The sequence below is a fragment of the Rhizobacter sp. P2_D12 genome (assembly GCF_056404395.1).
Window position 1 is genome coordinate 13,048 of sequence record NZ_JBFUEB010000085.1, and the last position, 14,408, is coordinate 27,455.

At 69.8% G+C, this 14,408-nt stretch carries 5 protein-coding genes; all 5 read left to right on the forward strand.

All coding sequences use genetic code 11. From position 1 onward, the window contains the following. Positions 1-6 precede the first annotated feature (6 nt). The 5 genes from AC1DYN_RS23950 to AC1DYN_RS23970 are packed head-to-tail and all read left to right on the forward strand — an operon-like array spanning position 7 to position 14,348. Positions 7-1,530, forward strand: coding sequence for a hypothetical protein (locus AC1DYN_RS23950; RefSeq protein ID WP_477963711.1), 1,524 nt, complete (start codon positions 7-9; stop codon positions 1,528-1,530). Positions 1,531-1,589: 59 nt separating this feature from the next. After that, positions 1,590-7,874, forward strand: a complete 6,285-nt coding sequence (locus tag AC1DYN_RS23955) for a fibronectin type III domain-containing protein (RefSeq protein WP_477963713.1) — start codon at positions 1,590-1,592, stop codon at positions 7,872-7,874. Next, positions 7,865-13,024 carry an RHS repeat-associated core domain-containing protein gene (locus AC1DYN_RS23960; RefSeq protein ID WP_477963715.1) on the forward strand — a complete coding sequence of 1,720 codons (5,160 nt, stop codon included), beginning with the start codon at positions 7,865-7,867 and terminating at the stop codon, positions 13,022-13,024. The genes AC1DYN_RS23955 and AC1DYN_RS23960 overlap by 10 nt, the downstream gene beginning before the upstream one ends. After that, positions 13,021-13,800: a hypothetical protein gene (locus AC1DYN_RS23965; RefSeq protein ID WP_477963717.1), complete on the forward strand. Its 780-nt coding sequence runs from the start codon at positions 13,021-13,023 to the stop codon at positions 13,798-13,800. Before AC1DYN_RS23960 ends, AC1DYN_RS23965 begins: the two co-directional genes overlap by 4 nt. Further along, complete coding sequence (locus AC1DYN_RS23970; RefSeq protein ID WP_477963719.1) at positions 13,797-14,348, forward strand: glutaredoxin family protein; 552 nt, start codon at positions 13,797-13,799, stop codon at positions 14,346-14,348. Before AC1DYN_RS23965 ends, AC1DYN_RS23970 begins: the two co-directional genes overlap by 4 nt. Positions 14,349-14,408 lie beyond the last annotated feature (60 nt).

A 14,408-nucleotide genomic window follows, 5' to 3' on the forward strand; every position in this document is an offset into this window, starting at 1 on the left:
CCCTCCATGACACTTTCCACCTTCAAGCCCCAGGCGGCCTTCGTGCTGGCGGCGCTGGCGGCAGCCTCGGCGCAGGCGGCCTTCAACAGCGGCAGCACCGGTGCCGACGGCGCGCTGAACCCGACGGTCAACACCGAGATCCAGCTGCCCGAATCGGGCATCCTGAACTACACGACGGTCAACATCCCGAGCGGCGTGACGGTCAAGTTCAAGAAGAACACCGCCAACACGCCGGTGTTCATCCTCGCCAGCGGCAACGTGACGATCGCCGGCACGATCGACATCCGCGGCGCCGATGCCACGTCCACCGGCACCTACGGCGATGGCGTACAGGGCGATGACGCCATCCCCGGCGTCGGCGGTCCCGGCGGCTACGACGGCGGGCGCGGCGGACGCGACGATCCGCAGCAGCGGGTCGACATCATCCGCGGCGGCAGCGGCCTCGGCCCGGGCGGCGGCATGGGCGGCCTGGAGGGCGGCGACGGCTGCAACACCGTGGGCTACTACCACTACATCGGTACCGGCGGCGGCTATGCGACCAACGCCTTCCAGGCCTACGGCGCCGGCTACAACTGCACGGCATCGACCATCACCGTGTTCGCCAAGGCCTATGGCTCGCCGCTGTTGCAGCCGCTGCTCGGCGGCTCGGGTGGCGGCGGTGGTCGGGGCGGCACCGCCTTCCCGGGCTCCGGCGGCGGCGGCGGCGGCGGGGCGGTCCTGATCGCCTCGTCGGCGGTGCTGCAAGTGACCGGCACCATCAACGCGCGCGGCGGCGATGGCGGCGGCCTTGCGGGCGCCAATGCCGGCGGCAACGGCGCCGGCGGCTCGGGCGGCGCCATCCGCCTCGTCGGCACCACGGTGTCGGGCAACGGCAGCCTGCTGGCCGATGGCGGCTGCATCAACAGCAGCAACCAGCCGCGGCAGGCCTGCGGTGCGACCGGCTACTACAACCAGTACGGCGGCGCCCCCGGCCGCATCCGCATCGAGGGCGAGGCCATCACGTACTCCGGCGCCGCCAGCCCGGCCTACGTCGCCGACGTCCCCGGCCCGGTCTTCATCGCCGAGGCCCCGAGCCTGCGCATCGCCTCGGTCGCCGGCACGGCCGTGCCGGCCAACCCGACCGGCAATGCCGACGTGACGCTGCCGGCCAGCACCACCGGCCCGATCGACGTGGTGTTCCAGACCCTCAACGTGCCGGTCGGCAACACCGTGCTGCTGCGCGTCGTGCCGGCCTACGGCCAGGCCACCGAGGCGCTGAGCCCGGCCATCACCGGGTCTGCCGCGAGCGGCACCGCATCGGTGTCGGTGACGCTGCCGTCGGGCCCGAGCACGCTGCAGGCCACCACCACCTACACCGTGGTCGTGGCCGGCACGCTCGACCTGTCGCGCTTCGCGCAGAACGAAGCGGTCGAGAAGGTCGAGGTCACGGTCTCGATGGTCGGCGAGGCGACGGCCCGGCTGCTGACCGCCAGCGGCAAGGCCTACGACGTGTCGTACGCGGCACTGCGCGCCGCCGGCTTCCGCGGCTGACGATCCGCGCGCAGCGCCCGCCCCCCGCCGAATCACCCACTGGTTTGCACAGGACCATGATGACGACAGAGGTCAACCCCACCGTGCGGCGTGCGCTGGCCACGCTGACGACCGTCGCGCTGGCGGTCAGTGCGGTCTCGACGCGATCGGCCGAGCTGATCGTCGACGACGGTGTCGTCATCAAGTTCGGCGGCGACGCACAGCTGGTGCTGCGCGACAAGCTGACGGCCGGCAAGGGCGTGGTGCTGACCAGCCAGAACGACGACACCAACGGCGGGCAGACGAATGCCACCGCACAGGTGCCGGCGGCCGGCGACTGGCGCGGCCTGCGCCTCGAGAAATCCGCTGCCGCCTTCGGTGCCCTGTCGCTGAGCGACTGGACGGTGCGCTATGCCGGCGGCGGCGAGGCCGGTGCGGCGGTGACGCTGCGCGGCTTCAACCCCGGCCTGCAATACCTGCAGGTGATGGACGGCACGACCGGCCTGCGCCTGCTCGACGGCGCTGCGCCGGCCATCACCGGTTCCAGCTTCCTGCGCAATGCGATCGGCCTGGACGCCGACGGCGCCAGCGCCCCCGTCATCGGCAGCACGCAGTTCGCCGGCAACACCACGCAGGCGATCCTGAACCGCACGCCGGCCACGCTGATCCAGGCCACCGGCAACTGGTGGGGCCACCCGAGCGGCCCGAAGGACGTGCTCGCCAACCCGCAAGGGCAGGGCGATGCCGTGTCCGCCGGCGTCAACTACGCCAACTACCTGGCGCTGGCGCCGCTGATCGCACCGTCGGTGCGGCTGGCGAGCCCGCTGCCGTTCTACGAAGGCCGCACCGTCACGCTCGACGTGGCCTGCATCAACGCCACCGAATTCCGCGTCGCCGAAGGCACGGCCTTCGCCGGCACCTCGTTCCAGGCGCTTGCCAACGGCCGCGCGACGGTCGATTTCACCGTCTCCGAAGGCGACGGGCTGAAGCCGATCAGCGTGCAGTTCCGCAATGCGTCGGGTACCGTGACCACCGCATCGCTGTCGGGCGGCGTGCTGGTCGACACGCAGGCGCCGCAGCTCGCGATCAACAACCCGGCCCCGGGCAGCATCGTCAGCGGCCCCATCACCGTCGAGGCGAGCGCGAGCGATGCCTCCGGCGTCGCCAGCGTGCGCTTCTACCTCGACGAGCAGCTCGTCGCGACGCGCACCGCCACCCCGTACAGCTTCGCCTGGAACACCGACACCAGCACCGACGGCAACCACAGCTTCCGCGTCGTCGCGCTCGACCAGGCCGGCCGCAGCGCCGAGCTGAGCCGCGCCGTGACGCTGTCGCGCGCGCCCGTCCTGCCCGACACCGATGGCCCGCAGCTGGCCGCCGTGTCCGCGGGCGGCACGGCGCTCGCCAACGGCGCCAGCTTCGCGCGCAACACCACGATCACCTTCAGCGCCAGCGACCGCAGCGGCATCTCGCGCATCGAGCTGCTGCTCGACGGCGCGGTGGTCGGCACCGCCAGCGGATCCGGCAGCTACAGCGTGCCGTTCAGCCTGGCCAACGTCGCCAACGGCGCGCACACGCTGGGCCTGCGCGCGACGGACTCGCTGGGCAACGTCAGCACCACCAGCTACAGCGTGACGGTCGCGCATGCGGTGCCCGACGCGCCGCAGCTCGCCGCCCCGGCCAGCGGCAGCACGACGCGCAGCGCCGATGCCATCGTCAGCGGCACGGCCGCCGCCGGCGCCAGCGTGCAGCTGACGCTGAACGGCCAACCGGCCGGTGCCGCCATCGTGGCCGGCAGCGACGGCCGCTTCAGCGGCCCGTTGACGCTGGTCGCCGGCAGCAACCAGATCCGCGCCACCGCGACGGATCAATGGGGCAGCAGTGCGCCGTCCGCGGCCCTGACGGTGACGCTGGACGTCACCGTGCCGGCCAGCCCGGCCAACCTGACGGCGCTGGCGCAACCGCAGGGCAAGGTGCGCCTGTCGTGGACGCGCTCGACCGATCCGAACGCGACCGGCTACGACCTGTACCGCGCGGCCAACGCCTTCACCGGCATCGGCGAGGCGGTCAAGGTGAACGCGAGCCTGCTGAGCGCGACCACGGTCGACGACCTGCCGGTGCAGGACGGCACCTGGTACTACCGCGTCGTCGCGGTCAACGCGGCCGGCACGCCGTCGCTGCCGACCAACCAGGTGCAGGCGCTGTCCGACAGCACCGCGCCGAAGGCCGTGTCCATCGTCTACACGCCGCTCGGCAAGGTCGATGCCGCCACCGGCCGCATCGGCCAGGGCCGTGTCAACCTGGTCGTCACCGTCACCGAGGTCTTGCAGGCCACGCCCTACCTATCGATCGTGCCGCAGGGCGGCACGCCGCTGCCGGTGGAACTGGCGAAGACCGGCGACAAGACCTACGCTGGCAGCATCGTCGTCGACGCGTCCACCGCGTCGGGCGTCGCCAACGCGCTGTTCTCGGCACGCGACCTGGTCGGCAACCGCGGGACCGACGTCGATGCCGGTGCCACGCTGCGCATCGACACCGAAGGCCCGGCGCTGTCGGGCATCGTGCTGACGCCGTCCTCGCCGATCAAGAACGACGGCGCACCGGTGCTGCAGGGCACGTTCACGTTCAGCAAGGCACCGAAGAACGGCGCGACGCCGCAGGTGAGCTACCTGCTGTCGGGCCCGGTGCGTTCGCCGATCGCGGTGGGCGCGCTGACGCAGGTCAACGCCACCACCTGGCAGGCCGCCTTCACGCTGCCGTCCGACGGCGGTCAGGCCGGGCCGGAGACGCTGGTCTTCAGCAGCCAGGCGATTGACGACCTCGACAACGTGTCGAACAAGGTCACGGCCTTCAACCGCTTCCAGGTCTACCAGGGCAACCTGCCGCCGCTGAACGTGCCCTTCGGCTTCACGGCCAAGGCGCAGCCGGGCGGCAAGGTCAAGCTGAACTGGCAGGCGGTCGACGGTGCCGCCAGCTACCAGCTGTACCGCCAGGCCCCGGGCCAGGCCGAGCTGCAGCCGCTGGTGCGTGCCGGCGGCGTGGACTTCGTCGACCAGTCGCCGCAGGACGGCACGTACCGCTACGCCGTGGCGTCGGTGCGCCAGTCCAACGGGCAGGAATCGGTGTCGGGCCAGAGCGCCGCGGTCGAGGTGGTGACCAGCGCGACCGCGCCGGGCGCGCCGCAGAACCTCGCGCTGCAGCTCACCGGCCAGGGCATCTACGCGAGCTGGCAGCCGCCGCTCGCGAGCACGGTCGACTACTACAACCTGTACCGCGCCTCGGGCACCAGCATCACCAGCATCGAGGGCCTCGCGCCGCTGAAGACGCGCATCAAGAACCCGGTGACCTACGACACCAGCCCGTCGCCGTCGCAGGGTGCCTACGTGGTGACCGCGGTCGATGCGGCCGGCAACGAATCGGCGATCTCGAACTCGGCCTACCTGAACGCCAGCCTGCTGCCGGTGCGCGACCTGAAGGTCGAGCAGCTGGGCAACGAGCTGCCGGTGCTGAGCTGGAACGCGCCGAACGGCAACGTCGCCGGCTACCACGTGTACGTGGGCCCGGATGCCAGCCGCGTGCGCCTGACGAGCAGCCCGACCACCGCCACGCGCTTCACCGACACCGGCTACACCAGCGGCGAACGCCGCTACACCGTGGCCACGGTCGATGCGAACGGCGTCGAGCTGCCGCGCGTCGTGCTGCTGCCGGCGGTCGGCACGCAGCTGGCCGGCGGGCTGCCGGTCAAGCGCGGCGTGATGAACAAGCTGCAGGTGCAGGTGGCCAACACCTCGTCCGGCGTGCTGGCGGGCGTGCGCGCGGTGGTGCGCGTGCCGGTCAACAAGGACTCGACGCAGTTCAAGGACCACCGGTCCGAGCCGTTCATGCTGGCCGCCAACGAGACGCGCCTGGTGCCGGTGATCGTCGGCGGCTACGGCGAGATGCCGTCGCTGGCGGCCGGCCAGGTCGGCGTCGAGATCGCGCCGGAGGACGGCGAGGTGGTCAAGCTGAGCCGCAACGAGAACCTGGACGTCATCGACGGCAGCCTGGTGGTCGGCATGGCGACCGAGGAGTTCACCCGCGGTGGCACCGGCAAGCTGCGCCTGACGATCGAGAACACCAGCGAGGTCGACGTCGAGCTGCTGACCGCCACCAACGGCGGCAACAACGACTCGTCCGAGCTGCGCTTCAAGATCGTCGATGGCGACGGCAACGTGCTGGCGACGCAGGCCTACAAGCAGGCGCTCGGTGCCAACGTGCTGACACTGACCAACGGGCTCACGGTGGCGCGCATCGCGGCCGGCTCGAGCTACACCTCGGACAGCTTCAGCCTGAACGTGCCGGGCGGCAGCCCGAACAACATCGCGGTGCGGCTGGAGGTCGACAAGCTGCGCTACCACACCGGCCAGGAGGATGAAGTCAGCATCGCCGGCCGCGGCACCGAGAAGGGCGTGTCGCTGCTCGACACCGCCTACTACGGCGAGGTGACCGACGTCAGCCCGATCAGCTCGTTCGGCGACCAGGACGTCACCATCACCGGCCGCGCGCTGGACCGCCGCGGCAACGTGCCGCTGCCCAACACGCGCCTGAAGCTGGTGCTGAACCAGCAGGGCTTCGAGCGGGTGTTCAGCGTGCTGACCGATGGCAGCGGGCAGTTCAGCTACGTCTTCAAGCCGACGCTGACCGACTCCGGCCTGTACAAGGTGTCGGCGGTGCACCCGGAGATCACCGACCGGCCRGAGCAGAAGGCCTTCACGATCAACCGCGTGACGGTGGGCCCGACGCCTTACAAGCTGGATGTGCCGCGCAGCTATGCCTTCAGCATCCCGTTCTTCGCGCAGGCCGGGCCGGGCACCTCGGCGGCGAACCTGCGGCTGACGCTGGACGCGGCGAGCCAGCCGACCGGCCAGCTGCCGGCGGGCATCACGGTGCAACTGCCGGCGCCGGTGACGCTGGCCGAGCGCCAGCGGCTGAACGTGCCGGTGAGCTTCGTCGCCAACAACGATGCGCAGGCAAGCGGCTCGCTGATCTTCAACGTGGTCAGCGACGAGCATCCGCTGTCGCCGATCGGCCAGGTGACGGTGAACTACACGCTGTCCGAGGCCAAGCCCTTCCTGACTGCAAGCCCGAGCTTCGTCGAGACCGGGCTGGCGCAGGGCGGCAGCGAGACCGAATCGGTGCTGGTCGAGAACAAGGGCCTGCAGGAGGCGCTGAACCTGCGCTTCACGCTGACCAAGCCCGATGGCTCGGCGGCGCCGTCGTGGGTGTCGATCGCGAGCCGCGCCGACGGCACGATGGCGGTGGGCGACAAGCGCTCGGTCGACATCGCGTTCACGCCGCCGGCCACGCTGGCCGAGGGCGTGTACGAGTTCCGGCTCAACGTGCAGGGTGACAACGTCGCGCAGCAGTCGCTCAACGTCTATGCCAGCGTCACGCAGAGCGGCCAGGGCAACGTGCTGTTCAAGGCGGCCGACATCTACACCGCCACGGTCGACAAGCAGGGCCACCTGATCCCGGGCCTGGCGGGCGCGCGCATCACGGTGCAGAACGAAGACGTGGTGACGGTCACGCAGGAGCTGCTGACCGATGCGGTCGGCGAGGCGCTGTTCCAGAACCTGCCGTCCGGGCGCTACAAGTTCCGCGCGACGGCGGCCAACCACCAGGAGATCGGCGGGCGGCTGATCGTCAAGCCGGGCATCACGTTCAACCAGTCGGTGTTCCTCGACTACAACCTGATCACGGTCGAGTGGAGCGTGCGCGAGATCACCATCCAGGACCGCTACGACATCACGCTGAACGCGACCTTCGAGACCGACGTGCCGGCCGCGGTGGTGGTGCTGCAGCCGGCCAGCGTGAACCTGCCGAAGATGAACGCGGGCGACGTGTACTACGGCGAGCTGAGTCTGACCAACTTCGGGCTGGTGCGCGCCGACAGCGTGGTGCGTACCTTGCCGGCCAGCGACGCCTTCTTCCGCTACGAGTTCCTGGTCGACGTGCCGACCTCGCTCGAGGCCAAGCAGCGCGTGACCATCCCGTACCGCGTGGTGGCGCTGCAGCCGCTCGACCAGGCGGCGACCAGCGGCACGGCCAGCGGGGGTGGCTGCTACAGCTACAGCAGCCAGTTCTCGGTGGCGTGCAAGTTCCGCTGCGCGAACGGCACCGAATCGGGCTGCGGTTCGGCGATGTCGTGGTTCTCCGTCAGCAACAGCTCGTGCCCGGCCGGAGGCGGCGGCGGCGGCGGTGGCGGCGGCGGCGGGGGTGGCGGTGGGGGTGGCGGCGGCTGGGGTGGAGCAGGTGCCAGCACGCCGATCAAGATGAAGGGCAAGAAGTGCGTCTTCATTCCCAAGGGAGGGACGCAATGCGATTGAGCCGGGTCCTCCTCTGCTGGCTGCTGGCGTGCGCAGCCGTGTCGGCGGTACAGGCCGAGGACAGCCGCAATGGCTTGGTCGTGACCTCGCCGAACGGCTACGCGAACCTGGCGGCCGAGGACCTGCAACTGCGCAGCACGGTGGGTGCGGTGCGCTGGACGCGGTCGTGGAACGGTCAGGAGTGGAAGTTCAACCCGCAGTGGGAGAGCCTGTCGCAGAGCTGGAGCAACCTGACGGGCAGCCAGACGCAGGACTCGAGCGGCAGCCTGGCTTCGGGCAACAGCGACGGGTCGGGCGTGGTGCTGGACACGCCGGCCCCGGGCAGCGCTGGCTCGGTGAGCATGAGCAGCGGCGGTGGGGGGGGCGGTGAAGGCTGCTGGGTCTGGGTGGACGAAGACTGGCAGCCGACCTACTCGGCGGTGATCGAGGTCAGCACGGGGCTGCGCGACGCGGGCCCGCTGATCCCGCTGCGCAGCACGCCGTTCAACCGGGTGATGCCGGAAGCCGGCAGCGACTATGCGCCGGGCATGCGCGTGAGCGTGGACTACGCGAGCCTGTGCGCGGGCAGCAGCAGCGCGAGCGGTGCGGTGTCGATGGAGGGCATCCGCCGCATCAACGAGTTGCACCTGGGCGACAACGGGCGCTATTCGTTCAACAACCGCACGGTGCTGGAGAAGCGCGCGGTGCGGCAGCAGGCACCCGCATCGGCAGCGCAACTGGCGAGCGGCCAGGTGGCGCCGGCGCCGGTGAACAACGACAAGGGCTACCGCTGGATCGATCGCACGGGGGCGTGGATCGACTACAACACGCAGGGCCAGGTGGTGGCCTATGGCGATCGCAACAACAACACCGTCTGGCTGGTCCGGGATGCCGGCGGCACGTTGCGCGGGGTGGTGGATGCGAACGGGCGGGTGCTGCTGACGCTGCACTACACGGGCGAGCTCATCACCGAGGTGCGCGACTACCCGGTGGCCGGGCTGGCGCAGGACCTGCCGGCGCGCTCGGTGAAGTACGCGTACGACGAGCGCAACCGGCTGACGCAGGTGACCGACGTGCGCGGCAACGTGGTGAAGTACGARTACGACATCGGCAACCACATCGTCAAGATCACCGACCAGGAAGGGCATGCCGAGACGCTGCTGTACGCGGGCGAGACGGTGAAGAAGCGCACAGCGCCGGATGGCGGGGTGACCGAGTACGAGTTCGACTACGACGACACCAACAAGCAGTTCGTCAGCAAGATCACCGGGCCGGAGACGCCGGCGGGGCGGCGCGTCGAGGACCTCACGCAGAACCGGGTGGGCAAGCTGGTGCGGCGGCTGTACAACGGGCAGGTCGATGCGGAGATGCGCTACGACACCGGGGCGCGCGCCGAGACGGTGACCAATGCGCGCGGTTTCACGACGCGCACCACGCGCAATGAATTCGACCAGCCGGTCGAGCTGGTCAACCCGGACGGCACGACCCGCAGGTACAGCTACTCGGCCGCCAACCTCGCGGTGACCGAGAGCGTCGACGAGGCAGGCATCAAGTCGGCCTACCTGCGCGATGCGCGCGGCAACCTGCTGAAGCTGACGCAGGCCGTCGGCACGCCGCAGGAGACGGTGATCGAGTACGAGCGCAACAGCCTCGGCCAGGCCACCCGCACGACGCGCAAGGGGCGCACCGAAGCCAACGGCACCGTCACGCCCGATGCGGTGTGGCTGTCCGAGTTCGACGCGCGCGGCCAGCTGCAGAAGATCACCGATGCCGAGGGGCATGAGCATCGCTACGTGTTCGACCGCGCCGGCAACACCGTCGGCTACACCGATCCGCGCGGCAACGCCACGGCCTACGAGGTGGACGCGGACGGCAACCTGGTGAAGATCACCGATGCGCTCGCGCGCGTCGTGACGCTGTCATACGACAAGCTCGGCAGTGCGCTGAGCCAGGCCGACGGTCGCGGCAAGGTGGTGCGTGCGGCCTACGACGCGATGGGCCGCGTGACGCAGTACACCAATCCGGTGGGCGGCGCCTACAAGCTGCAATACGACGCGCAGGGCCAGGCGATCCGCGAGACCGACGAAGACGGCCGCACCAGCCTGTCGGAGTTCGACAACCTGCTGCGGCTGACGAAGCATGTCGACCCGCTCGGCAACGCCATCCGATACGGCTACCAGATTCCGGACGGTTCCCAGGCCGGGCAGCGCGGTTCGCTGAACGGCCCGACCGAGATCGTCTACCCGACCTTCACGCAGCGCCTGCGGTACGACGCCGGCGAGCGCACCACGAGCGAGACCTTGCTGAATCCGACCGGCCACGGCATCGAGGGCCTGGTCAGCAGCACGGCATACGAGGCGCGCGGCCTGGTCAAGAGCGACACCGACGCCAACGGCAAGACGAGCTCCAGCGAGTACGACGCGCTGGGCCGGCTGACCGCGACGATCGACAGCCTGGGCAACCGGACGCAGGCGCTGTACGACGTGCGCGGCAACCTGCTGCAGATCACCGATGCGAAGGGCCGGGCCAGCAAGTTCGAATACGACCGCAACAACCAGGTCGTGAAGGAAATCCTGCCGCTGGGCCAGGTCACGCAACTGTCCTATGACGAGGTCGGCAACCTGACCGGGCGCTCCGACCCGAACGGCAACCAGGCCACCTATGCCTACGACAGGGTCAACCGGCTGGTCGATGTCAAGCAATACCGAAGCGGCAACGTGCTGGTGCGCAGCACCCACTACACGTGGGACGACTCGGACAACCTGACGTCCTGGACCGACACCGACCTGACCCGCCCGGAGGGCCAGCAGAGCACCGCGGCCACTTCGACCTACGACGATGCCAGCCGCCTGACCGGCGAGACCGTCAGCTACCCGATGCCCGACGGCGGTACCACCACGCTGAGCTACGGCTACGTCTACAGCGCCGGCGGCCGCAAGACGCAGCTGACCTGGCCGGACGGCAGCGCGATCGGCTACGGCTACAGCGGTCACGCCGAACTGGAGACGGTGACGATCCCCGGCGAGGGCAGCATCAGCGTCAACGAATTCAAGTGGCTGGCGCCGGCCAAGGTGACGCTGCCCGGCGGCGGCACGCAGGAGCGCACGCTCGACGGCCTGCTGCAGATGGAAGGCCTGAAGGTGAAGACCCCCGGCCAGCAGACCGTGCTGAGCGTGGCCAACACCTTCGGCAAGGTGCAGGAGCTGAAGACCAGCAACCGCACCGACACGGCGAACAACGTCAGCACCAGCCGCAACAGCAGCTTGGCGTACGACGACGAGGTGCGCCTGACGCAGGCCACGGTGGATGCGGGTGTATCGGGGAGCGAGACCGAGACCTTCACGCTGGATGCGGTGGGCAACCGCGTCGCCCACAGCCGGGTCAGCGGCGCCTGGACCTACGACGACAACAACCGCCTGCTGCAGCGCGGCAGCGGTGCCGCGGCCACCCGCTACGAGTACGACGAGGCCGGCAACCTGACGAAGATGACCGAGCCCGGCGGCAAGGTCACGCAGTACGGCTACGACACGCAGAACCGCCTGGTCGTGGTGACCGACGGCGCCGGTCAGCTGGTCGCGCGCTATGGCTACGACCCGCTCGACCGCCGCCTCTGGCGCGAGCAGTACCGCCACCAGGACGGCGCGGCGCTGGCGCCGGCCACGCGCACCTACTACCTCTATGCCGACGAAGGCCTGATCGCCGAGAGCCGGCACGACATCGTGCTGAACGCGGACGGCAGCGTGGCGAGCGGGGGCGCGCCGGCCATCGTGACGCAGTATGGCCCGAGGCCGGATGCCGAGTTCAGCACTGGCATGCTGTTCGCGAAGACGGCCGACAGCAACGGCGGAACCACGGTGGCCTACCTGCATGCCGACCAGCTGGGCACGCCGATCCAGGCCACCGACCGCGCCGGCAATGTCGTGTGGGCCGCCAGCTACAACGTCTTCGGCAAGGCCACCATCACCACGCCGGCCGCGACGCCCGAGCATCCGACCGTCGCGCTGAGCCTGCGCTTGCCCGGGCAGGTCGAGGATCCCGAGACCGGCCTGCACTACAACTACCGGCGCTACTACGACACCAGCACCGGCCGCTACATCACGCAGGACCCGATCGGTCTGGCGGGTGGAGACAACCGCTACCGCTACGTCGAGGCCAACCCGGTCAACCTGTTCGATCCGACAGGCGAGATCCTCCCGGCGGCCGTCGTCGCTGCCGCCGAGATGATCGCGGCCTGTACCGCCGAGTGCTCGCTGCTGGACACGGCCGAGAAGGTCGTCACCGGCGAATGCAATGACGTCGGCCAGACCGTCAAGGATTGCGCGCGCGACTGCGCGCTGACGCTGGGGATCGGCTGGGCCGCCAAGAAGGCCTGGAAGTACGGCAAGAAGCTGTGGGACCGGATTCCGTGTGCGATCCAGAGCTTCCCGCAGGAAGCGCTGGTGCATGTGAAGCCGCGCGGTGCATCGCCGCAGGACGCGTGGGCAGCGAAGGCCGAACTGAAGCCGATCGGCGAGCTGCAGGTCGGTGACGAAGTCCTGGCCTTCTCGGAGTGGAAGAGCAAGGGCTCGTCGCCGCAGGCCGACGAACGCCTGGGCTACGAGAAGATCACGGACATCTTCTCGAGCCACAAGGAACAGCTGCTGGTGCACCTGGGCCTGGACAACGGCGAGACGGTCACGGCTACCGAAGGCCATGCCTTCCGCACGACGCAGGGCTGGCGCGACGCCGCGCTGATCGAGCGCGGCAGCCAGCTGGTCGGCAAGGGCACGGGCGAAGCGGGCCCGGTGCGCACGGTGGTCGACGTGCGCACCGAGCGCAAGGTGCTGACCGTGCTGAACCTGGAGGTGGCGAATGCCCACACCTACTTCACGGGTGCCGACGGATTGCTGGTGCACAACCACGGCAATTCGAAGAGCTGCAGCAAGTTCCAGTACCTGTACGAGATCTTCAACAAGAAGACCGGCACGACCCGCAAGTACGGCGTCACCGGCACCCCTCCGCGTGCGAACGGCACCCTGCCGCGGCCCAATTCGCAGCTGGGCCCGGGCGAGGACTACCGCATCGTCGACACCGCCGGCAATCGAGCCGACATCCTGCAGAAGGAAAAGGACGCGGTCGATGCCTACAAGGCGGCCAACGGCAGCAAGCCCGTGGGGAACAAGCGGCCATGAGCCTCCTGCGCGACGTCGACCTGACGCTGTGTGGCGTCGAGACGCAGCCGGACTGGTTCTGGCGGCGCCTGCCGGTCGAGTACCTCTTCTACCGGCAGTTGCGTGCGCTGAAGATCGCGACGCCGGACGTCATGAAGGTCCGTGTCTGCTGCGCCGCTGCCGCCAGGCCGTACGACGGCAACCTGGTGGACGGGGTCAGCTCGGTGGAGGTGCAGGCCGACTTCGCCGCGCTGGAAAGCCTGCCGGCGATGGAGCTCAGCCGCTCCTGCGTGGGCCTGATGGCCGCCGGCGTGAAGGCGGTGCTGGCGTTTTTCGGCGTGGCCGCGACAGGCATCGACGAAGCCGGCGAGCGTGCCTTGGCCGAGCTGGAGGATTTCTCCATTCCGGTCGGCAAGCCCGTCAAGCATCCGCAGGCGGGCCTGTCCGCGCAGCTTCACGTGCAGTTGGTCGATCAACTGCAGGCTTGCGTCGCGGTGCTGGTGCTCAAGGCGGGCCGCAAGCAGGTGGGGCTGGTGCCGGTCTGCACGACCTTCCCGTTTCCGGAGTCCGCGCTCGACAGCTTCAAGTCGCTGACCTGGGTGGGCCGCGGCGCGGTCGAGGTGGGCTTTCGCATCGCGGGTACGCCGGCCCGCACGCTGTTCGGCCGCACCAATTTCGACTGCGCGGGGCTGGACCACGTGAAGCTGGCGTCGCAGACCGAGGCGATGCCGCCGTTCTTTGCACGAGACGTCGTCTTTGCGGTCGACCTTGCAGCGATCACGGGCGCCCAACCATGAACACCTTGACCCACCGGATGAGTCGGCACCTGGGGCGCACGGCATCGGTCGCCATCCTGCTGCTGCCGGCCATCTGCCGTGCGGCGGACGCCGGCAGCACCGCCTACCGCACCGGCAAGGCCGCCGGCTACGTGGTGGGCGGCCTGCTGCTGTTCTTCCTCGCTCGCCGCCTGCTCGGCGGCTTGGCCTGGGCGCGCTGGCTGATCGTGCCGGCCATCGCCATCGCGCTGTTCCGCCTGCACCCGTTCGGCGGCGGCACAGCAGGCGGCGACCTTGACAGCGACCAGATCCGCGCACTGGCCGCCGGCGTGCGCGCCGACGAGGTCGTCATGTATTCGACCACCGAGTGCGTCTACTGCGCCCAGGCCAAGGGCTGGCTGAGCCAGAACGGCTTCGCCTTCACCGAATGCAACATGAGCCTCAGCCCGGCCTGCGTGCAGGACTTCACCCGCTTCGGCGGCACCGGCACGCCCTACCTGGTGGTGCGCGGCCACCACATGAAGGACGGCTTCGACTCTGACCAGTTCATGGCCCTGCTGAGCCCCTGACGGCCGGCCCCTCCACGCCCACCCGAGCACGAACGACGATGGACCACACCACCACCGCAC

Coding starts and splice junctions, on each gene's coding strand:
- AC1DYN_RS23965 (WP_477963717.1), top strand. CDS start 13,021: ATGAGCCTCCTGCGCGACGTCGACCTGACGCTGTGTGGCGTCGAGACG.
- AC1DYN_RS23950 (WP_477963711.1), top strand. CDS start 7: ATGACACTTTCCACCTTCAAGCCCCAGGCGGCCTTCGTGCTGGCGGCG.
- AC1DYN_RS23970 (WP_477963719.1), top strand. CDS start 13,797: ATGAACACCTTGACCCACCGGATGAGTCGGCACCTGGGGCGCACGGCA.